Source organism: Serratia sp. TSA_7 (assembly GCF_052692135.1).
The window spans coordinates 42851-64688 of record NZ_JBQZFU010000006.1; the positions used below are offsets into that span (position 1 = coordinate 42851).

The 21838-nt window shown below is 56.0% G+C and carries 18 protein-coding genes; 3 read left to right on the forward strand and 15 right to left on the reverse strand.

Annotated features, from left to right (window positions below; genetic code table 11):
- Positions 1-64 precede the first annotated feature (64 nt).
- From amtB to ACUTQW_RS18265, 5 genes are all read right to left on the reverse strand, one after another.
- Positions 65-1351, reverse strand: coding sequence for an ammonium transporter AmtB (gene amtB / locus ACUTQW_RS18245; RefSeq protein WP_004949339.1), 1287 nt, complete (start codon positions 1349-1351; stop codon positions 65-67).
- A 36-nt stretch (positions 1352-1387) separates the two neighbouring features.
- Entirely contained in the window at positions 1388-1726 is a 339-nt protein-coding gene (glnK, locus tag ACUTQW_RS18250) for a P-II family nitrogen regulator (protein WP_004949337.1), read from the reverse strand.
- A gap of 299 nt (positions 1727-2025) precedes the next feature.
- Positions 2026-3804 (reverse strand): SmdB family multidrug efflux ABC transporter permease/ATP-binding protein, encoded by a 1779-nt coding sequence (locus ACUTQW_RS18255; RefSeq protein WP_006323943.1) that lies wholly within the window; start codon positions 3802-3804, stop codon positions 2026-2028.
- Positions 3797-5572, reverse strand: coding sequence for a SmdA family multidrug ABC transporter permease/ATP-binding protein (locus ACUTQW_RS18260; protein WP_006323942.1), 1776 nt, complete (start codon positions 5570-5572; stop codon positions 3797-3799). The genes ACUTQW_RS18255 and ACUTQW_RS18260 overlap by 8 nt, the downstream gene beginning before the upstream one ends.
- A gap of 94 nt (positions 5573-5666) precedes the next feature.
- Positions 5667-6128 (reverse strand): Lrp/AsnC family transcriptional regulator, encoded by a 462-nt coding sequence (locus ACUTQW_RS18265; RefSeq protein ID WP_004949329.1) that lies wholly within the window; start codon positions 6126-6128, stop codon positions 5667-5669.
- Between the two features lie 122 nt (positions 6129-6250).
- Here ACUTQW_RS18265 and ACUTQW_RS18270 point away from each other — a divergent pair, with 122 nt between their 5' ends.
- Entirely contained in the window at positions 6251-7291 is a 1041-nt protein-coding gene (locus ACUTQW_RS18270; RefSeq protein ID WP_004949327.1) for a PLP-dependent cysteine synthase family protein, read from the forward strand.
- 58 nt (positions 7292-7349) lie between these two features.
- Here the strand turns inward: ACUTQW_RS18270 and cof are convergent, their stop codons facing one another.
- Positions 7350-8174 (reverse strand): HMP-PP phosphatase, encoded by an 825-nt coding sequence (cof, locus tag ACUTQW_RS18275; protein WP_006323941.1) that lies wholly within the window; start codon positions 8172-8174, stop codon positions 7350-7352.
- 103 nt (positions 8175-8277) lie between these two features.
- Between cof and ACUTQW_RS18280 the strand changes: the two genes are divergently transcribed.
- A complete protein-coding gene (locus tag ACUTQW_RS18280; RefSeq protein ID WP_445654929.1) occupies positions 8278-10002 on the forward strand; it encodes an SgrR family transcriptional regulator in 1725 nt (574 codons plus the stop codon).
- Positions 10003-10123: 121 nt separating this feature from the next.
- Positions 10124-10822 carry a 7-cyano-7-deazaguanine synthase QueC gene (gene queC / locus ACUTQW_RS18285; protein WP_004949317.1) on the forward strand — a complete coding sequence of 233 codons (699 nt, stop codon included), beginning with the start codon at positions 10124-10126 and terminating at the stop codon, positions 10820-10822.
- 150 nt (positions 10823-10972) lie between these two features.
- Here the strand turns inward: queC and ACUTQW_RS18290 are convergent, their stop codons facing one another.
- The 9 genes from ACUTQW_RS18290 to bolA all read right to left on the reverse strand — a co-directional run bounded on the left by ACUTQW_RS18290 (position 10973) and on the right by bolA (position 21651).
- Positions 10973-11386: a YbgC/FadM family acyl-CoA thioesterase gene (locus ACUTQW_RS18290; RefSeq protein WP_004949315.1), complete on the reverse strand. Its 414-nt coding sequence runs from the start codon at positions 11384-11386 to the stop codon at positions 10973-10975.
- Between the two features lie 157 nt (positions 11387-11543).
- A complete protein-coding gene (locus tag ACUTQW_RS18295) occupies positions 11544-11927 on the reverse strand; it encodes a ComEA family DNA-binding protein (protein WP_004949313.1) in 384 nt (127 codons plus the stop codon).
- Positions 11928-12065: 138 nt separating this feature from the next.
- Positions 12066-13949 carry a peptidylprolyl isomerase gene (ppiD, locus tag ACUTQW_RS18300; RefSeq protein ID WP_004949311.1) on the reverse strand — a complete coding sequence of 628 codons (1884 nt, stop codon included), beginning with the start codon at positions 13947-13949 and terminating at the stop codon, positions 12066-12068.
- A gap of 182 nt (positions 13950-14131) precedes the next feature.
- Complete coding sequence (hupB, locus tag ACUTQW_RS18305; protein ID WP_006323936.1) at positions 14132-14404, reverse strand: nucleoid-associated protein HU-beta; 273 nt, start codon at positions 14402-14404, stop codon at positions 14132-14134.
- 216 nt (positions 14405-14620) lie between these two features.
- On the reverse strand, positions 14621-16975 hold the full coding sequence (lon, locus tag ACUTQW_RS18310) for an endopeptidase La (RefSeq protein WP_445654930.1): 2355 nt from the start codon (positions 16973-16975) through the stop codon (positions 14621-14623).
- 193 nt (positions 16976-17168) lie between these two features.
- Positions 17169-18440, reverse strand: coding sequence for an ATP-dependent protease ATP-binding subunit ClpX (clpX, locus tag ACUTQW_RS18315; RefSeq protein WP_004949303.1), 1272 nt, complete (start codon positions 18438-18440; stop codon positions 17169-17171).
- A 162-nt stretch (positions 18441-18602) separates the two neighbouring features.
- Positions 18603-19226, reverse strand: coding sequence for an ATP-dependent Clp endopeptidase proteolytic subunit ClpP (gene clpP, locus ACUTQW_RS18320; RefSeq protein ID WP_004949301.1), 624 nt, complete (start codon positions 19224-19226; stop codon positions 18603-18605).
- Between the two features lie 439 nt (positions 19227-19665).
- Positions 19666-20970 carry a trigger factor gene (tig, locus tag ACUTQW_RS18325; RefSeq protein ID WP_004949299.1) on the reverse strand — a complete coding sequence of 435 codons (1305 nt, stop codon included), beginning with the start codon at positions 20968-20970 and terminating at the stop codon, positions 19666-19668.
- 366 nt (positions 20971-21336) lie between these two features.
- Positions 21337-21651 carry a transcriptional regulator BolA gene (gene bolA / locus ACUTQW_RS18330; RefSeq protein ID WP_004949296.1) on the reverse strand — a complete coding sequence of 105 codons (315 nt, stop codon included), beginning with the start codon at positions 21649-21651 and terminating at the stop codon, positions 21337-21339.
- Positions 21652-21838 lie beyond the last annotated feature (187 nt).

Genomic DNA, 21838 nt, shown 5'->3' on the forward strand with positions numbered 1-21838 from the left:
CCATCGCCCTTTTCGCATCATCATTATTTTTCGTGTTATTTAGCGCACTGCCCTTCTTCAAGGCTTATTGGTTGTAGGCACTCTCGCCATGGCTGTTGACGTCCAGACCTTCGCGCTCCTGCTCTTCCGGTACGCGCAGACCGACGATGGCGCCAGCCACTTTGAAGGCGATGAAAGCAGCCACACCGGACCAGACCAGGGTGATGACCACGCTCAGCAACTGGACCCACACCTGATGGCCCATGGTGACGCCTTCTGCGTAACCGGTGCCGCCCAGTGAGGCAGAGGTGAACACGCCGGTCAACAGGCAGCCGACGATGCCACACACGCCATGCACGCCGAACACGTCGCAAGTATCGTCCACTTTCAGCCATTTCTTCAGCGTGACCACGCCCCACAGACCGGCAATACCGCCAATCAGGCCAATAATCAACGCCCCGCCGACACCCACGGTGCCCGCAGCCGGCGTGATGGCGACCAACCCGGCGATACACCCGGAGCACGCGCCCAACAGCGAAGGCTTGCCACGCACAATCCACTCGGCAAAGGTCCAGGAGAGGATCGCGCCGGCGGTAGCAATCACCGTGTTCAGGAAGGCCAGTGCCGCAATGCCGTTAGCCGCGCTGGCAGAACCGGCGTTGAAGCCGAACCAGCCGACATACAGGATAGCCGCGCCGGTAAACACCATTGGCAGGTTATGCGGTTTGAAGGCTTCTTTGCCGAAACCCGCGCGTTTGCCCAACAGGTAGGCGCCAATCAGCCCGGCGCTTGCCGCATTGATGTGCACCACGGTGCCGCCGGCAAAGTCCAGCGCGCCGTCAGCGGCCAGGAAACCGCCGCCCCACACCATGTGCGCAATCGGCAGATAGGAAATGGTGAACCAGATAGCCGCAAAGATCACCACAGCAGAGAAGCGGATACGCTCGGCAAAACCGCCGACTACCAGCGCCACGGTGATGCATGCGAAGGAACACTGGAACGCCACGTGGATCATCTGATTAAAGGTGCCGGTGACGCTATCGATGCCGATGCCTTTCAGCATCGCCGTCTGGAATCCGCCGAAGAACGCATTGCCCTCGCTGAAAGCCAGGCTGTAACCATAAAGCACCCACAGCACGCACACCATTGCGAAGGTGACAGTGACCTGAGTCAACATGGAGAGCACGTTTTTGGAACGCAGCAAACCACCGTAGAACAGAGCTACGCCCGGCAAGGTCATGAACAGCACCAAAGCGGTGCAAATCATCATGAACGCGTTGTCAGCCTTGTCTGCGACCGCCGGAGCGGCCAGGGCCAAAGAAGGAACCATGGTTACCGTACTCAGGCCCAACATGGATAAAAGTTTTTTCATTATCAATCCATCCCCATTACTTTACTGAGCCTGTGATTACAGTGCTGCTTCGTCTGTTTCGCCGGTGCGAATGCGAATGACACGTTGCAATTCGGCAACGAAAATTTTGCCGTCACCGATTTTACCGGTGTAGGCCGCTTTACTAATGACATCAACCACTTCGTCCAACTGATCGTCGGCGATAGCAATGTCGATTTTGACTTTAGGTAAGAAGTTGACGCTGTATTCCGCTCCGCGATAGAGCTCAGCATGACCCTTCTGGCGACCAAACCCTTTCACTTCGGTTACGGTCAGCCCCTGAATACCTACAGAGGATAGGGCTTCACGCACGTCCTCCAGCTTGAATGGTTTAATCACCACGGTAACCAGCTTCATATTGCCCCTCCACGAATTAAGCCCAAACTCCCCCTTGGTACGAGTCTTATAAAGCAAAGGCTATGCCACAAATGGTTTTGTGCGCGAATTCAGCAAATTAACCGACGGGCTGGCGATGCGGCGTACCGAGGCTACCCGGCAACCGGTTCCTGCGAGGGTGATTGATTAAATATTGCGCACTAATTTGGTGCATGACGCGTCGAAAAAGTGCAGGGCAAGGGATTTGAAAAGGATGGATGCCTGTTTGTGGTGCGTGGCGGGAAAAAGAAAGGGCCGGTTTTGATGACCGGCCCCTGGGATCATGCGGTTTGCGTTTCTTCGCGGCTGGCAGCGGCCAGCTGCTCGCCCACCAGTTGCAGTTGATACATCTGGTAGTAACGCCCCTGTTGCGCCAGCAGTTGCTGATGATTGCCCTGTTCGACTGCCTGACCACGGTGCAACACCAGAATCGAGTCGGCATCGACAATGGTCGACAGACGGTGAGCGATCACCACCAACGTGGTGTGCTCACGGATCAAACGCAGAGCGCGCTGGATCGCCTGCTCGGTTCCGGAGTCAATGTTGGCGGTCGCCTCGTCCAGGATCAGGATCTGCGGCGCCTGCACCAACACTCTGGCCATTGCCAACAGCTGTTTCTGGCCCACCGACAGATTGTTGCCCTGCTCGCCCAGACGGGTATGGATGCCCTGCGGGAAGGTCCGTACCAGCTCAGCCAACTGCACCGTTTCCAGCGCCTGCCAGACCGTCTCTTCGCTGATGTTGCGCCCCAGAGTCACGTTGGCCAGCACCGATTCGGCGATCACCACCGGATCTTGCTGCACCATTGCCACGCCCTGGCGCAGCGTGCGGTGCGACAGGTTGGACAGCGGACGACCGTCAAGGCACACTTCACCTTCGTTGACCGGGTAATAACCCATCAGCAAATTAGCCAAGGTGCTCTTGCCGCTGCCGGTATGGCCAACCAGCGCCACGAAACCGCGCGAAGGCACCGACAGCGAAATATGTTGCAGCACCTTTTTATCTTCACGGTAAGCAAAGCTCAGGTTGTCGATGTCGATGCGGCCGCTTTCCAGCGGGCGATCGTCCGTCCCGTAGCTTTGCTGACTGCGGTCCATCAACTCGAAAATGCGCTCGCCGGCCACCACCGCCTGTTGCAGGATCGACTGTTGCGACGTTAGTTCGATTAGCGGCTCATTCAGGCGCCCCAGGTAGTTGATAAAGGCATACAGCACGCCGACGCCTATCGACCCTTCGCCGCTGAAACCAAACAGCATCAGCAGGCCGCACAGCACCAGCGCCGAAAACAGGCTGAGCAGCGGCCGCAGCAGAAAACCGTCCAGGCGCAGCGTCTGCATACGCGCGGAATAGTGTGACCGACTGGCTGCGCTCATGCGTTCGCCAAAGCGGATCTGCTGACGGAACTGCTGGATCACGCCCATGCCGTTGATCACTTCATTAAAACCGTCGTTGATGTCCGCCAGATAGCCGCGCATCCGGCGTACGACCGGCGTGCTGTAGTACTGATAAATGCCCATCACCACAAATACCGCCGGGAAGATGCAAATCGCCACCAGCGCCATGCGCCAGTCGAGGCTAAACATCGCCACCAGCATGGCGCCAATCAACGCGGCGCTTTTCAGCACGGTGGAAACCACCATTACGTACAGATCTTTAATCACTTCGGTGTCATTGGTCACCCGCGAGATTAACTGCCCGACCGGTTGCGTATCGAAGGCGCTGAGCGGCTGACGCAGTGCCGCGTCCATCACATCGGTGCGCAGACGTTGAACCACCCCCACCGCGGCCTGATTGAACAGCAGCGCCTGGAAATAGTGCAGCGCCGCCGCCAACAGCTCCAGCAGAATGTAGGCCGCCGCCAGCCCGCAGACGATCATTAACGGCAATTGCCCTTTGGCGACGTAATTATCGATAAAGTAACTGACCAGAATCGGCCCGGCGACTTCCGCCGCTGCCGCTACCCACAGCATCAACACCGCCAGCCCCAGCGGTTTGCGGTAGGGCGAACCATAAGCCAGCAGCCGTTTCAGCGTCGGCCACAGCTTTTGCATTTTATTCATCGGTTAACATCTCCTCGCCGGCTTGCGGAGCTTCATCCAGCGCCGCCTCCAGTTGCTGATAGCGATACATATCGCGATACCAGCCGGGCTGAGTTGCCAGCGACGCATGCTGGCCGCGCTGCGCCACGCCGCCGTGCTGTATCACCAGGATCTCGCTGGCTTCGGTCAACGCCGAAAGCCGGTGCGCGCTGATAATCACCGTACGGTTCTGCCCCCAGCTGCGTAAATTGTGCAAGATCTGATGTTCAGTACGGCCATCCACCGCCGAGAGCGCGTCGTCGAGGATCAGGATCTCCGCATCCAGCAACAGGGCACGTGCAATGGAAATACGCTGTTTCTGCCCACCGGAGAGCATTACGCCGCGCTCGCCCACTTCGGTTTCATAGCCCTGCGGCAGCCGCAAGATATCCTCGTGCACGCTGGCCAGACGGGCTGCGCGCTCAATCTGCTCCTGCGTCGCTCCCGGCTTGCCCAGTGCAATATTGTTGGCAACGCTGTCCGAAAACAGGAACGGCGTCTGGCTGACCACGGACAGCCTCGAGCGCCAATCGTCAAGTTTCACCTGGGTCAGCGGCATCCCCTGATAGCTAATTTGGCCCTCGTCAATGTCGAACTGACGCTGGATCAACGACAACAGCGTCGACTTCCCGGCACCGGTTGGCCCGCACAGGCCGAGCATCTGCCCCGGCGCCAGCTTCAGCGCCACGTTATGCAGAGCCGCGTGCGAATTTCCCGGGTAATGGAATGCCCGGATGTCGACCTCCAGGTTGCCGCGCCCGGCCGGCAACAGGCTCTCGCCGTCGGTCACCGCCGGCGCTTCTTCCAGCAGGCTGCGAATACGGCCATAGGCCGCGCTGCCGCGCTCCACGATGTTGAACATCCAGGCCAGCGCCAGCATCGGCCAAATCATCAGGCCAAGGTACATCACGAAGCTGGTCAATTGGCCAAGCGTCAGCGAACCGTTTACCACCATCCAACTGCCGCCGCCGATCGCCAGCAGATTGGAAGCGCCGATGGCGATATAAATCGTCGGATCAAAACGGGCGTCTATTCGCGCCACGTGCATATTTTTGGCGCCGGTTTGCGCGGCGACTTCCGCAAACTGGTTGGACTGATGATCTTCCAGGCCGAACGCCTTGATCATACGAATGCTGGTCATGCTTTCCTGAGCCTGATCGTTCAGGCTGGAAAAGGCTGCCTGCGCCGATTTAAAGCGCTGATGCAACTGATCGCCATAATACTTAATCACAATCGCCATGATCGGCATCGGGATCAGCGACAGCAGAGTCAGTTGCCAGCTGATTTGGGTACTCATCACCACCAGCACCGCCAACCCCATCACCAGTGAATCCACCAGCGTCAGCACCCCTTCACCGGCGGCGAAAACCACCCGATCCACATCATTGGTGGCGCGCGCCATCAGATCACCGGTGCGGTGACGCAGATAAAAGGCCGGATTCTGCCTGCTGAGCTGGCGATAAAAATTCTCGCGCAGTTCAACGGCGAGTTGGTAGGAGGCACCAAACAGCAGCACCCGCCACACGTAGCGCAGCAGGTAAACAATCACGGCGGTGCCGAGCATCAGCCCCAGCCAGGCCATCAACACGCCGGCAGACATCTGTTTTTCGGTGATACCGTCGACAATGATGCCCACCAGCTTGGGCGGCAACAGTTGCAGTATGGCGATGACGATCAGCAGCACCACCGCCCCCAGGTAGCGGCGCCACTCGCGGCGGAAATACCAGCCGATTTGAGCAAATAATCTCACGCAGTTTTATTCCAGGATAATGTAGTCGATTTTACTCTCGCTCTGACTCAGCAGAGTAGAATACCACCCTTAACTTGCCAGTTTGGTGAACATTTCACTCGGGAACCGGCAGTGCGGTGGTGTATTTGATTTTTTCCATCGCGAAGCTGGAAGTGACGTCGATCAACCCCGGCACGCCGTTCACCAGGCGCTTGTAAAAGCTGTCGTAACTCTTCATGTCCGCCACTTCCACCTGCATCAGGTAATCGTACTCGCCCGCCATGCGATAGAACGCCAGCACCTCTGGCATCTGTTGGGTCAGTTGCACGAACTTCTGATACCACTCGCTGCTGTGCTGCTGGGTTTTGATCAGCACAAACGCCGTCAGCCCCAGGCCCAGCTTTTCGTTATCCAGCAGCGCGACGCGCCCACGGATGTAGCCTTCATCTTCCAGCCGCTTCAGCCTTTTCCAGCAGGGCGTCGACGTCAGATTGACCGCGTCGGCCAGCGCCTGCAGCGACTGCGTGCAGTCCTGTTGCAGCATGCACAGTAATTTACGGTCTGTTTTATCTAACATATCGCCAACCAGGAGAAAAATTTTCTCCTATTAGGCGATTAAACAGGGAAAATGGCAATCCTTTTTTCCCGGCGACAGGCTATGCTACGCGGTAAACAAGCCCCCTATTCTGAGGCCAGACGATGACAAATTCTTGGGTAAAATATGCGATCGGTGAAATAGAAGCGGATTTCCAACGCTCCGCCGACACGCACCTGATCCGCCTGAACCTGCCTGAATTTCCCGGTATCTGCCTGTACCTGAAAGATGAAAGCACCCACCCGACCGGCAGCCTGAAGCACCGGTTGGCCCGTTCGCTGTTCCTGTACGGTTTGTGCAACGGTTGGATCACCGAAAACACCACGATTATCGAAGCCTCTTCCGGCAGTACCGCGGTATCCGAAGCCTACTTCGCCCGGCTGATTGGTTTGCCGTTTATCGCCGTGATGCCGTCCTGCACCGCACGCCGCAAAGTTGAGCAAATCGCCTTCTACGGCGGCCGTTGCCACTTTGTCGACCATGCGGCGCAAATTTACGCCGTCTCCGAACAGTTGGCAAAAGAGCTGAACGGCCACTATATGGATCAGTTTACCTACGCCGAGCGTGCGACAGACTGGCGCGGTAACAACAACATCGCCGACAGCATCTTCCGCCAGATGGCGCGCGAGCCCTTCCCGGTACCCAAACATATTGTGATGAGCGCCGGTACCGGCGGCACCTCTGCAACTCTGGGGCGCTATATTCGCTATCAAGGGCACGACACGCGCCTGACGGTGGTCGATCCGGAAAACTCGGTGTTCTACGATTGTTTCCACCAGCGCGACCGCACCATTATCGGCAGTTGCGGCAGCCGGATCGAAGGCATTGGCCGCCCACGCGCCGAGCCTTCATTTATTCCGTCGGTAGTCGACGCTATGCTGCGCGTACCGGATGCGGCCAGTGTCGCCACCATCCACTGGCTGGAAAAAGTGTTGGGGCGCAAAGTGGGGGCATCCACCGGCACCAACGTTTGGGGCGCGCTGCAATTGGCGAAACAAATGCGTGAAAAGGCTGAGCAGGGCTCGATCGTTACCCTATTGTGCGACAGCGGCGAACGCTATCTGGACACTTATTACAACCCGGAATGGGTGAGCAACAATATTGGTGACCTGACGCCCTGGCTGGCGCAACTGGAAGATTTGTAAGCATCGAGAACAAAAAAAGCCGGGTAAGTCATACCCGGCCGGCTGTAAAAGTAAAACCTCATAATTCGGGGGAATAGGTGAGGTAAGGTGAACGCAGCCAATGTTGCAAATAGTGAGCCACCGCCTGCTGTTCGCAGTGGCCGATAACCGGTAGCCGGGGCAGCAGCGACTTCAACTGCGGCAAGGCATTGCCCATCACCACGCCGTGCCCCACCGTCGCCAGCATCTCCTTGTCGTTCATCGCATCGCCAAACGCCATGCAATCCGCCATCGTTATCCCCAGGTGGCGGCTCAACATATCCAACGCAGTGCCCTTGTTGCAGCCGAGCGGCAGCACTTCCAGGCACTCGTAAGCGGAAAAACAGAGATCGGCCCTATCGCCCAGATGCGCCTGCAGTTGCAGCTGTAACGCCAGTAACACCTCGTGCGGCGCGATAAAACACACTTTACTGTTGCCGAACGCCGGCAGCCGGCGCAGTTCCGCCAGTTGGAAACGAAAACCGCTCAGGTGATGTGCCCTTAGCATCTCGTCCGGTACCGCAAATTCCGTTATCCAGCCTTCATCACGAAAAACGTGCATGCTGGCCTCGGTACGCCAGTGGGTATGCAGCACCTCTTCGGCAATATCGGCAGGCAAATCGGTGGCGTGCAGTTGCTGCCCCCGATTGTCGTAAACCCGGGTGCCGTTGCCGGTAATCAGATAGCCCTGCAGGCCGAGTTGCGCCATGATCGGCTGAGCATCAAGGTAGTGGCGCCCGGTGGCGAAGGTCACGATCATGTCTCGTTCAACCAGTTGCTTCAGCACCGCCAGGGTTTCCGATCCGACCCGGTGATCCGGCGTCAGCAAAGTGCCATCCATATCAAAAGCCGCCAGACGATACATAAAGACCTCGTGAATGTGAACGCGATTACAATCACTGCAGTATGGGATGGTATTTGCGGAAGTAATAGTGAACAATTCTGCAAAACCCTTCCGGATTTCTATCATGCGCCTGACCCACCGTCTCAGCCAATATCAACGCCTGTACCAGCAGATCGGCGGCGCGCCGGTGGCGATCACCATCGGCGAGCTGGCGGCGCTGTTCTATTGCAGCGAACGCCATGCCCGCACGCTGGTGCAGCAGTTGCAGGATCAAGGCTGGCTGAGCTGGCATTCACAGGCCGGGCGCGGCAAACGCGCTCGTCTTCACTGCCTGAAAACCCCGGATGAACTGCGGGCCGCTCATCTGCAAAGATTGTTGCAAAATGGCGATCATCAGGGCGCATTGGAAATGGCGCAGTTGGATCCGCAACATCTGCAAGAGTTGCTCAGCCCACACCTCGGCGGCCAATGGCAGGCGGGCAGCCCGACGCTGCGTATCCCCTACTACCGTACGCTGGAAACCCTGGATCCGCTGACCCTCACCGGCCGTGCCGAGCAACATCTGGTCGCCACCCTGCACGCCGGATTGACGCGCTTTATGACCGGCAACCCCGAGCCACAACCGGATCTGGCCCATCACTGGCAAATCAGTGACGACGGGCTGTGCTGGCAGTTTTTTCTGCGCAGCCAGTTGCGCTGGCATAACGGCGAACCGCTGACCGGGCAACAGCTGCTGCAAACGTTGGAGAAATTACTCCAGCATCCGCGCAGCCAGCCAAGCCTGGCCGGCGTTGCCGCCATCAGCCTGCCGCATGCCTTGTGCATCCAGTTTGATCTGCTGCGCCCGGACTTTTGGCTGGCGCACCGGCTGGCAGAGTTGCCCTGTCTGCTGACCCACCCGGACTCGCCGGGCATTGGCGCCGGCCCCTTTAAGCTCACGCTAAATGAGCCGCATCTGGTGCGCCTGGAGCAGCATCCGTTTTACCATTTGCAGCATCCTTATCTGGAAAGCATCGAGTATTGGATCACCCCGGAACTGCATGCCGGCGGCGCTTACACCAGTTGCCAGCACCCGGTGCGCATTACCATCGGCCCTCAGGAAGAGCTGGCGCTGGCCCGGCCGGTGCAACGCAGCATGAGCCTGGGCTGGTGCTATCTGGCGATTAACCTGAAGCATGGCGTGATCAGTGAGGCGCAGGGGCAAAAACTGCTGATGCTAATCCAGCAATCCGGCCTGCTGGCCAATCTGCCGGTCCCCAACAGCGTCATCACCCCCAGCCACGAGATGCTGCCTGGCTGGGCGATCCCGCAACATCTGGCCTGCGAGGATATTGCCCTGCCCGCCAGGCTGACGCTGTTGTACCGGCCGCCGGTTGAGCTGGAGACGGTCACGGTGGCGCTGCAACAATTATTGGCGCGCCATGGCTGTGAGCTGGAGGTGCGTTACTATGCGGGCAAACGCTGGCAAAGCGCGGAGCAAATCGAACAGGCCGATCTCCTGCTGGCGGATAACCTGATTGGCGAGTCGCCAGAAGCCACGCTGGAAAGCTGGTTGCGGCAAGATACGCTGTGGCGTGGCATTTTGCCTGACTCACGCTGGCAACATCAGCAACAAACGTTGCAGTGGATCCAGCAATTTCCCGCGCAGCAACCGCGTTTTGAGCAATTGAAAACTTACTATCAGCAGTTGATGGCCGCGGCGATCATCACCCCGCTGTTTCACTACCAATATCAAATCAGCGCACCACCGCGCATTCATGGCGTTACCCTGACCGCCTATGGCTGGTTTGATTTCTGCCAGGCCTGGCTGCCACCACCGGTGGAGAATCAACCACAGCCCCCTCAGTGATAAATGGAAGCGGCGGCTACGACATGCAGCCATTTCTGCTACCCTAGTTGCCGCACGCATTTTTTATCCGGTCGCCCGAGGGTGCCTCGGCCCGGTTTCAGCCATAAAACAAGGTGATTTTATGAAACGCGCGGTTGTCGTTTTCAGCGGTGGACAAGATTCCACGACCTGCTTGATTCAGGCATTGCAGCAGTACGATGAAGTGCATTGCATCACGTTCGATTACGGCCAGCGTCACCGTGCCGAAATCGAAGTCGCTCAGGCGCTGTCGGTCGCGCTTGGCGCCAAAGCGCATAAGGTGCTGGACGTAGGGTTACTCAACGAACTGGCTATCAGTAGCCTGACCCGTGACAGCATTCCGGTACCTGCCTATAACAACGAGCAGGAAGGCGGGCTGCCAAGCACTTTCGTACCGGGCCGTAATATCCTGTTCCTGACGCTGGCCGCTATCTATGCATACCAGGTGGAAGCCGAAGCGGTGATCACCGGCGTTTGTGAAACCGACTTTTCCGGTTACCCGGATTGCCGCGACGAGTTTGTCAAAGCGCTGAATCACGCAGTGGTGCTCGGTATCGCCCGCGATATTCGCTTCGAAACGCCGCTGATGTGGCTGAATAAGGCAGAGACCTGGGCGCTGGCGGATTACTATCAGCAGTTGGATCGGGTACGTCAGGATACCCTGACCTGCTACAACGGTATTCAGGGCGATGGCTGTGGCGAATGTGCAGCCTGCCACCTGCGCGCCAACGGCCTGAAGCAATATCAAATCAACAAAGCCGAAGTGATGGCGAGTCTGAAACAGAAGACCGGCCTGGCCTGAGTGTACCTACCCGAAATAATTCGAGTGGCATCGACGCGGCAAGCAAACGCATCCCGATGAGCTTACTCAAGTAAGTGACTCGGGTAGCCAACAAGAATGCCGCTTGAAGCATGACGGAAATAACGGCGGCAAAGATTGCCGCTCGTTGCTTTACCGATTCTCCGACTGCGTGAGCACCTGCAGATGTTCGCGCAGTTGCCCCTCAATCGGCAACGCCTTCTGGGTTTTCAGATCGACGCAGACGAAGGTCAGTAGCGCATCCGCAACCAGCGTGCCCGTTGCATCCTGCGTCACCTTCTGGCTTAGCACACCGCTTTTGCCGTTAAGCTGCACCATCTGGCTGTCGATGCGCAGTTTGTCCCCCAACACCGCCGGAGTGCGGTAATTGATATTGATGTTCACCACGATAAAGGCGATGTCGTTTTCCGTCATCCAACGGAAGCCTTCATGATTCTCCAGCCAATCCCAGCGCGCCTCCTCCAGAAACTCCAGATAGCGGGCATTATTAACGTGTTGATAAACATCAAGGTGATAACCACGGACTTTAATAAAGGTATGATGCATAGGGAACGGCCGCTCCTGCCTGGTGATTACAGAATAAAGCGGGGACGGCGTACTGCCCCCGCACCCGTTTGGTCAATACGCCAAACTGGTAAGACCTGTAGAATGTAGCAGAGGAAAAAGGCTGCAATGGCACTTTGCCACGCAGCCGTGAACAGCATCACATTTTGAGTCGTGCGCGATTCCTTTCAAACAGTGCAGACCCAATGCCCGGCACTTCCTGGAGTTGTTCTATCTGTGTAAACGGACCGTTCTGTTCGCGATAGCGCACAATGCTCTCCGCTTTCTTCAGCCCTACCCCCTTCAACACACTGGCCAGTTGCTCGGCATCGGCCTGATTGATGCTGACTGAGGCTTCGTCATCGACGGCGACCTCACTTCCCTGCCCCGCCTTAACCGCCGGTGCAGATAATACCGGCTGAGCAGCCGCCGCGTTTTCCACAGCGGCCATCGACGGCCCCGCCAGGCAAATCAGGGCCGCCGTCAGCAACGCTTTCAGGCTGAAACCATAACCATTAACTGCTTTTATTTCTGCAAGTTGCATGCTGTATCCTCCTTGTGTTTAACAGCATGGCTACCTTGCCGCAGCGGGTGACGAACGGCAATTGGCGGATTTCAGATATGGAAAAGGCCGCGAAAGCGGCCTTTGGTTATTACATTGCGTTGCACAAAAATGCGGGGCTTACTGAGGCTGTTGCTGCTCAGCGGCACCCATTTTGATCTTGGCTTCTTTACGCAGGCTGGCCAGCAGGGAGTCGAAGGACACGCCGGTCGCCCCTTCTTCCATCTTGCCGACGAAGGTTTTCATTTCTTCTGCCGGCAAGGTGCCCGGGTTCACCGCATCAAGCGCAATCAGCACCACGTTGTCCTGGCGATCTTGCGACATGCCGTAAACCGGTTTGCCTTCCTGCGGATGCGGCAGCGCAAACACGCTCTGAACCAGTTGGCTGTCTTCCGGCGCACGCGCCATCTTCTGCACGCTGCCAAAGCTCAGGCCGGCCGCTTTCATCGCTTCGTCGCCCTTACCCTGTTTCAGCTCAACCAGCAGTTTCTCGCCCTGCAGTTTGGCTTCTTGCTCAGCCTTGTTGCGCTTAACCAGCTCAGCCACACGATCTTTAACCTGGTCGAACGGCTCAATGCCTTCCGGCTTGTGACCAGACACGCGGATCACGAAGGCGCGGTCGCCATCAACGGTGATCACGTCGGAGTTGCTGCCCGGAGAGCCGCCCTCGCCAATCAGAGAACCGTCGAAAATCGACTGGATGACCGGTTTAAAGTTCAGCGCTGCCGGAACGTTGTCGCGTGTGAACCATTCGGTTTGTGCCGCTTTCACGCCGGCGGCCTCTTCGGCTGACGCCAGAGACTCGTTATCGCTGGTGGCCGCTTCGCTCACCTTCTGCTGCAGCGCGTAATAAGCGTCTACGGCTTTCTCTTGCTTGACCTGTTTGGCGATGTCGTCACGCACTTCGCTCAACGGCTTCACTTTCTCCGGTGCGATGTCGTTCAGGCGCACCACCAGATAACCTACGGAGGACTTCACTACGCCGGAAAGCTGGCCTTTTTCGGTCAGATTAGCCTGCTTCAGTTCGTCCGCGGTGGTTTCCGGCTCCAGCCAGCCCAGCTCACCGCCAGTGCGGCGTGAGATGATGTCGGTGGATTTTTCTTTCGCCAGAGTGGCGAAATCGCCGCCTTTTTTCAGCTCATCCAACACCGCATTGGCTTCCGCCTCGGTTTTCAGCTGGATCACACTGTAATTTTTGCGCTCAGGCTGGCCATAGCTGCTTTTGTGCTGGTCGTAGTAGGCGCTGATATCCGCATCTGCCACCGTCACCTTGTCTTGCATCGAGGCGGCGTCCAGCGGGATATAGCTGACTTTGACTTGTTCCGGCGCAATGAAGCTGTTCTTGTTTTGGCTGTAGTAGTCTTTCAGCTCATCGTCGGTCACGGTCTGTTTAGCCTGCAGCGCTTTCAGATCCAGGGTCGCCAGACGCACGTTGCGCTCCTGCAGCACCAGAGCGGCCATGCCTTGGGACTCGGATGGCAACACGAAGCCTGATTGACCGAAAGCCTGGATCACCTGCTGATTAACCAGTTGCTGGCGCATCGACTGCGCGAAGTTATCGGCGGTGTATCCCATGCGGCTAATCAGATCGAGATACTTGGCATTATCGAATTGGCCGTTGGTCTGGAAGTAAGGCGCCTTGCGGATGGCGTCTTTTACCTGATCGTCGCTGACGCTCAGGCCTAATTTTTTGGCGTATTGATCCAGCAGCATGTTGTCGATCAACTGTGACAGTGCCTGATGGCGCATCTGCTGCATATAGCCTTCGTTGCCCGCCAGTGCGGAGAACTGGTCACCCAGCTGTTGCTGCATCCGGCTGCGTTCGCTTTGGAAAGCCTGTTCCAGCTGAGCACGCTCGATCACCTGGCCATTGACCTTCGCTGCATAATCACCGGCACTCCCCTGATAGCTGACCACCCCTGTCAAAAGAAATGACAAAATGATCAGGCCCAGGATGATTTTGAGCACGACGTGATTAGCTGCCGCGCGTAAATTGTCCATCATAGTGTGACAACACTCCGCTGTGATGTGGATTAAAAACACCCTTGCGCAGGCGCGTTCCCTGCGACAAAAATAAAAAAAGCGCATCAATCTGATGCGCCTTATATCTTACCTTACCAGCACCGTTGCGTCAGGTGATTGTTTATTACAAAACCCTGTAACGCTAACCGGTTAGACGCAAACGATCAGTTTACTGCGTCTTTCAGCGCTTTCCCTGCACGGAAGGCCGGAACTTTGGCTGCCGCGATGTTGATCTCTTTACCTGTTTGCGGGTTGCGGCCAGTACGGGCCGAACGCTCACGCACCGTAAAAGAACCGAAACCAACCAGGGCCACGTCATCCCCTTCCTTCAAGGATTCGGTAACAGAAGCAATTACTGCATCTAAAGCACGTCCAGCTGCCGCTTTGGAAATATCAGCACCTGCGGCAATTTTGTCGATCAGTTGTGACTTATTCACTCTATCATCCCCTCTAGAATTCAATCGTCGCACCGAAAAATCCCTACGGTGGCGACAGCGCAGCTGTTATATCAATCCCATCGAACCTTGGCAAGCCACCGAAAGCGTGGCAAAACGCGGGCCGACAGCTGTCTAACTTAGCGGTACAAAAAAAGACTGGCAAGTCCGAAATGACTTGCCAGCATAAGTTTTATCAATGGTTTTTGCTATTCGTCACTATTTTGCCGCTACCGGCAGCGCGCCGAACGCCGGGTTTTGCAACGCAAGGTTCAAAACTTCATCAATTCGCTGCACCGGATGAATATCCAGATCGGCGATGACATTATCCGGGATCTCTTCCAGATCGCGCTTGTTCTCATACGGGATCAGCACGGTTTTGATACCGCCGCGATGCGCCGCCAGCAGTTTTTCTTTCAGACCGCCAATCGGCAATACCAGGCCACGCAGCGTGATCTCGCCGGTCATCGCCACGTCGGCGCGAACCGGGTTGCCCGTCAGGCAGGAAACCAACGCAGTGCACATGGCAATACCGGCGCTTGGGCCATCTTTCGGCGTCGCGCCTTCCGGCACATGCACGTGGATGTCACGCTTCTCGTAAAAATCAGCGTTGATGCCCAGCTTGTCCGCGCGTGCGCGGACCACGGTCAGCGCCGCCTGAATCGATTCCTGCATCACTTCACCCAAAGAACCGGTGTAAGTCAGCTTGCCTTTGCCCGGCACGCAAGCGGTTTCAATGGTCAGCAGATCGCCGCCCACTTCCGTCCATGCCAGACCGGTGACCTGGCCCACGCGGTTTTCGGTGTCCGCACGGCCGTAGTCAACGCGCTGCACGCCCAGGTAATCTTTCAGGTTGTCGCCGTTGATCTCGATATGCTTGATCTTTTTGTCCATCAGCAGCGTTTTCACCGCTTTACGGCACAGCTTGGAGATTTCACGCTCCAGGCTACGCACCCCGGCTTCGCGGGTGTAATAGCGGATAATGCCGGTGATGGCGCTGTCGTCGACCGTCAGCTCACCTTTTTTCAGGGCGTTACGCTCAAGTTGCTTCGGCAACAGGTGCTGCTTGGCGATGTTGAGCTTCTCGTCCTCGGTGTATCCAGACAGGCGGATAACTTCCATACGGTCCAGCAGCGGCGCAGGAATGTTCATCGAGTTCGAGGTGGCAACGAACATCACGTCGGACAGATCGTAATCCACTTCCAGATAATGATCGTTAAACGCCACGTTCTGTTCCGGATCCAGCACCTCAAGCAATGCAGAAGCTGGATCGCCGCGCATGTCGGAAGACATCTTGTCGATCTCGTCCAGCAGGAACAGGGGGTTTTTCACCCCAACCTTGGCCATTTTCTGGATCAGCTTGCCCGGCATCGAACCGATATAGGTACGGCGGTGACCGCGGATTTCCGCTTCGTCACGCACGCCGCCCAGCGCCATACGCACGTACTGGCGGCCGGTCGCTTTGGCGATCGACTGGCCAAGCGAGGTTTTACCCACGCCCGGAGGCCCTACCAGGCACAGGATAGGCCCTTTGATTTTGCTGACGCGGCTCTGTACTGCGAGATACTCAAGAATGCGGTCTTTGACGCGCTCCAGGCCGTAGTGATCGATATCGAGCACTTCCTGCGCCTTGATCAGGTCCTTTTTCACCTTGCTGCGCGCATTCCAGGGTACCTGCAGCATCCAATCGATGTAACCGCGCACCACCGTCGCTTCCGCAGACATCGGTGACATCATTTTCAGCTTTTGCAGCTCCGCTTCGGTTTTTTCACGCGCGTCTTTCGGCATTTTCGCCGCTTCAATCTTGCGCTTCAGCGCTTCGTGCTCGTCCGGCGCGTCGTCCATCTCGCCCAGTTCTTTCTGAATCGCTTTCATTTGCTCATTCAGATAGTACTCGCGCTGGCTTTTTTCCATCTGTTTCTTGACGCGGTTACGGATACGTTTCTCAACCTGCAACAGGTCGATTTCCGATTCCATCACCGCCATCAGGTATTCCAAACGCTCGGTGATGTCGAACATCTCGAGTACCGACTGCTTGTCGCTGAGTTTCAGCGGCATGTGCGCGGCGATGGTATCCGCCAGGCGTGCAGCGTCGTCGATGCTGTTCAATGACGTCAGCACCTCCGGTGGAATTTTCTTGTTCAGTTTGATGTAGCCTTCAAACTGATTGATTGCCGTGCGCACCAGGACTTCTTGTTCACGCTCGTCGATCGCCGGTGATTCAAGATATTCTGCCTGGGCGGCAAAATGCTCTCCGCTATCGGAAAGCGTAGTAATGCGTGCCCGCTGCAAACCTTCCACCAGCACTTTTACCGTGCCGTCCGGCAGTTTCAGCATCTGCAAGATAGACGCGACTGTGCCGACAGAGAACAAATCGTTAATGCCAGGTTCATCCGTTGAGGCCTCTTTCTGTGCCACCAGCATGATCTTTTTATCATGATCCATTGCTGCTTCGAGGCACCGAATTGATTTTTCCCGGCCAACAAATAACGGGATCACCATGTGCGGATAAACCACCACGTCGCGCAAAGGCAAGACGGGGATTTCAATGCGTTCGGAACGCTCAGGGTTCATAGAGCTCTCTCTTAGTTTAGTTTCCGCCAGGTTGAGGGGAATCTCATGAGACGCAAGCATCAAACGTTTCATAAAATCTGGTTAATGAGTATATGGGGATGAATCTCTGACATTCAACGGCCAGAACGCAGGAAAAAGAAATGGGGGATAAAATCCCCCATTTTGGTATTAACTTTCTGGTTTGACTGGCTAATTATTCGCCTGAAGCCTGTGCTTCCGGTTTGCCGTAAATCAACAAAGGCTTGGACTGGCCGGCGATGACCGATTCGTCGATCACCACTTTATCGACGCTGTCCATTGACGGCAGGTCGTACATGGTGTCCAGCAACGCGCCCTCAACGATAGAGCGCAGGCCGCGCGCACCGGTTTTACGCGTCATGGCCTTCTTGGCGATAGCGTTCAGCGCTTCATCACGGAACTCCAACTCCACACCTTCCAGATTGAACAATGCCTGATACTGTTTGGTCAGGGCATTTTTCGGCTCTTTCAGGATCTGAATCAACGCATCTTCGCTCAGTTCGCTCAGCGTCGCGACCACAGGCAGACGGCCGATGAACTCAGGGATCAGGCCAAACTTGATCAGATCTTCCGGTTCGGCCTGCAGCAGCAGTTCACCTTCGGTCGCTTTCTCGGACTCGCCCTTCACGGTCGCGCCGAAGCCGATACCGGAACCGGTATTGACGCGCTGGCCGATCACTTTATCCAGGCCGGCAAAGGCGCCGCCACAGATAAACAGGATTTTCGAGGTATCAACCTGCAGGAATTCCTGCTGCGGGTGCTTGCGGCCACCCTGCGGCGGAACGGCGGCGATGGTGCCTTCGATCAGTTTCAACAGCGCCTGCTGCACGCCCTCGCCCGACACGTCACGGGTAATGGACGGGTTGTCTGACTTACGGGAAATCTTATCGATTTCATCGATATAGACAATACCGCGCTGCGCTTTTTGCACGTCGTAGTCACACTTCTGCAACAGCTTCTGGATAATATTCTCCACGTCCTCACCCACATAACCGGCTTCGGTCAGCGTGGTGGCATCGGCCATGGTGAAAGGCACATCCAGGAAACGCGCCAGCGTTTCCGCCAGCAGGGTTTTACCGCTACCGGTCGGGCCAATCAGCAGAATGTTGCTTTTCCCCAACTCGATACCGTTGCTGCTATCGCCGTTGCGCAGGCGTTTGTAGTGGTTATATACCGCTACTGCCAACACTTTCTTCGCCTGTTCCTGACCGATGACATAGTCATCCAGGTGGTGACGAATCTCATGCGGCGTCGGGAGCGCGCTACGCTCACGATGCGGGGAAACTTCTTTAATCTCTTCGCGAATAATGTCGTTACACAGGTCAACACATTCATCGCAGATATACACTGACGGACCGGCAATCAGCTTACGCACTTCATGCTGGCTTTTGCCGCAGAAAGAGCAATACAGCAGCTTTCCTGAACCGTCTTTGCGCTTATCTGTCATCAGTAAACCTCTTCTTTAGTCTTTTTCCCGCAGGAAAATCACGGCGGCAGTGCGCCCAAAACTCATACCGGGAACGCCGATAATGCTCACCAGAGCGAGCCGCGCCCACTCTGATTACTATAGTCTATCGGCTCGCACATATACCTCGCCAGCCGCGTGGTTCTAGCTGCGGTGCGTCAGAATGCCGTCAACCAGACCGTATTCTACTGCTTCTTCCGCGGTCATAAAGCGATCGCGCTCGGTATCGCGTTCGATCTGCTCCAGCGTCTGGCCGGTATGTTCCGCCATCAACTCGTTCATGCGAGCCTTCACCTTCAGGATTTCACGCGCATGGATTTCGATATCCGTCGCCTGGCCCTGATAGCCGCCCAGCGGCTGGTGAATCATCACGCGCGAGTTCGGCAGGCAGAAACGCTTGCCCTTAGCACCGGCGGTCAACAGGAAAGAGCCCATCGAGCACGCCTGGCCCATACAAATGGTGCTGACGTCCGGCTTGATGAACTTCATGGTGTCATAGATTGACATGCCTGCGGTGATCACGCCACCCGGAGAGTTGATGTAGAGGTAAATGTCTTTTTCCGGGCTTTCCGCTTCCAGGAACAGCATCTGCGCCACAATCAGGTTGGCCATGTGATCTTCTACCTGGCCGGTCAGGAAAATAATGCGCTCTTTCAGCAGGCGGGAATAGATGTCGTAAGAACGCTCCCCGCGTGAAGTCTGCTCTACCACCATCGGCACCAGGGCCATGTTAGGTGCAAATTGATCTCGTTCGCCACTGTATGACATTACCGTCTCCTAATAGAAATTGCCTTGGCGGCCAGGGTTACACCCTATTGCACCGATTCTACTTGAGAACGGTCATGATGACTATGCTCAAGCATTCGACCGCGCCACACGTACCCGACGGTTATAATCATCCCGCGCACTCTGGCAAACAGCACATATATATACATTTTACAGATTGGGGCCATTGGCAGCATTTCAAGTCCGGCACAGTATTTTTACCGGCCTGACCGATGCGTCGAGCTAAGGATAATGACCATAATGCCAGACTGCCCCAAGCGCAACAGGGTAAATATAGTGCATATTGGCACGCTTAACCTGAGATTAATCAGCAACGTGGCAAAAAGAAAAGCCCGCAACCGAAGGTTACGGGCTTTTTATCACGCAGGAGCCGGCATGCCGGCCCTGAGGACGCAACAAGTTGCGCCCCTGCGTACAGACATTACGCCTGTTGAGTCTGGTTCATCAGCTCGCTGAAAGTAGTGGCTTTCTCAGTCACTTTCGCTTTCGCCAGCAGAGCTTCAACCGCTTGTTCTTCCAGAGCAACGTTGCGCATATTGTTCATCAGCTCTTTGTTTTTGCTGTAGAACTCAACAACTTCACTTGGATCTTCGTAAGCGGAGGCCATTTCTTCGATCAGGGTCTTGACGCGATCTTCGTCAGCTTTCAGATCGTGAGTGCTGATCACTTCGCCCAGCAGCAGACCAACAACAACGCGACGTTTTGCCTGCTCTTCGAACAGTTCACGTGGCAGTTCCAGCGCTTGCTTCTCGTTGCCGCCGAAACGTTGTGCAGCCTGACGGCGCAGAACGTCAACTTCGCCGTCGATCAGCGCAGCAGGAACGTCAATGTCGTTAGCGCTGACCAGGCCGTCGATTGCCTGAGTCTTGATACGGTTACGCACTGCGCCTTTCAGCTCGCGCTCCATGTTTTTACGCACTTCAGCACGCAGGCCTTCGATAGAACCATCAGCCACGCCGAAACGCTTGATGAATTCTTCCGTCAGCTCTGGCAGCTCACGCTCTTCCACTTTCTTCAGAACGATAGCGAATTTAGCCGCTTTGCCCTTCAGGTTTTCAGCGTGGTAATCTTCCGGGAAGTTAACGTCGATGACGAATTCTTCACCGGCTTTATGACCAACCAGACCTTCTTCGAAGCCTGGGATCATGCGGCCCTGGCCCATGGCCAGTACGAAGTCAGAGGCTTTGCCGCCTTCGAACACTTCGCCGTCGATAGAACCGGTGAAGTCAACGGTTACGCGGTCTTCAGCCTGCGCTGCGCGATCGCTGTCTTTCCAGGTCGCCTGCTGCTTGCGCAGAGTGTCCAGCATGGTGTCAACATCAGCATCGTTAACGTCAACCACTGGTTTCTCAACTTCGATCGCATCCAGGCCTTTCAGCTCAACTTCAGGATACACTTCGAATTCAACCGCGAAAGTGAAGTCTTCACCTTCTTTATACTCGCCCGGCACGTAGTTTGGTGCGCCAGCCGGGTTAATCTTTTCTTTGATGATCGCGTCAACAAAGCTGCGTTGCATCGCTTCGCCCAGCACGTCCTGGCGAACGGAGGCGCCATAACGCTGCTCAACGATGTTCATCGGCACATGGCCTTTGCGGAAACCGTCGATACGAACGCTTTTCGCTGCTTTGATCAGCTCTTTTTTAACAGCCTGATTAATAGTATCAGCGGGTACAGTAATAGAGAGACGGCGCCCAAGGCCTTGAGTGGTTTCTACAGAAACTTGCATCTTGTTACCTCAAAAAAATCACAGTGCTCGGTCAACTCCGTTCCAAGAACCAGGACGGCTACATTACAGAACCGAATTCCCTGATGACTGAAGCGTCCCGAAACCATTCCGGAAAAATAAGACGCGACATTATAGCGGCGCAAGCGAAGCGAGTCGAGGAAAGCAAGGCGGCACCGGCGCGCTAAAACTCACACTTTTGCCGATTTGATCGCCAAAAGACTGCCGAAACCGACCAGGCCTTAGCTGCATTGCGCATCGGCTGTGTCGTCGTCAAAAACAGAAACGGCCCGCAGGCCGTCCCAAAATTCGTCAGTAGTAATACCCTAATTCGTGGTTAAAGTTCCACTGATACTGCAAATTTACCCGTCAGGCCAACGTACCGGCCCCGCGACAAGGGGGGGAAGCCGGCACCGTATCCTGCAGCCCTTCCCACTCTTTCAGCGTGTATGTATGCAACGCCAGGGCGTGTACGCCATCGGCCAACTCATCCGACAGCACGCCGTAAATCGAACGGTGACGCGTCAGGAAACGTTCTCCGACAAAGCGATCGCTGACCAACACCACCTTAAAATGGCTTTCTGAACCCGCCGGAACGTTATGACGATAGCTTTCATCAACGACTTCCAGATACGCGGGCTCAAATGCCGCCCTTAACTTTGCTTCTATTTGCTCGCGAATCATAGGATCTCCTTACTACACCGGCAGAGGACCGTGCCCATCTATTTCAATATTAGCCGGTTTCGCCCCTTTTAGACTATTCATCACGTAAATTTCTCTTCGCCGCCCGCCAAAAATCGCCAACATCCGCTATCGCTTGAGGTTTATCTGATTGAGACGGTCAAAAAAGCATGTTTTTATCAACGGCAGG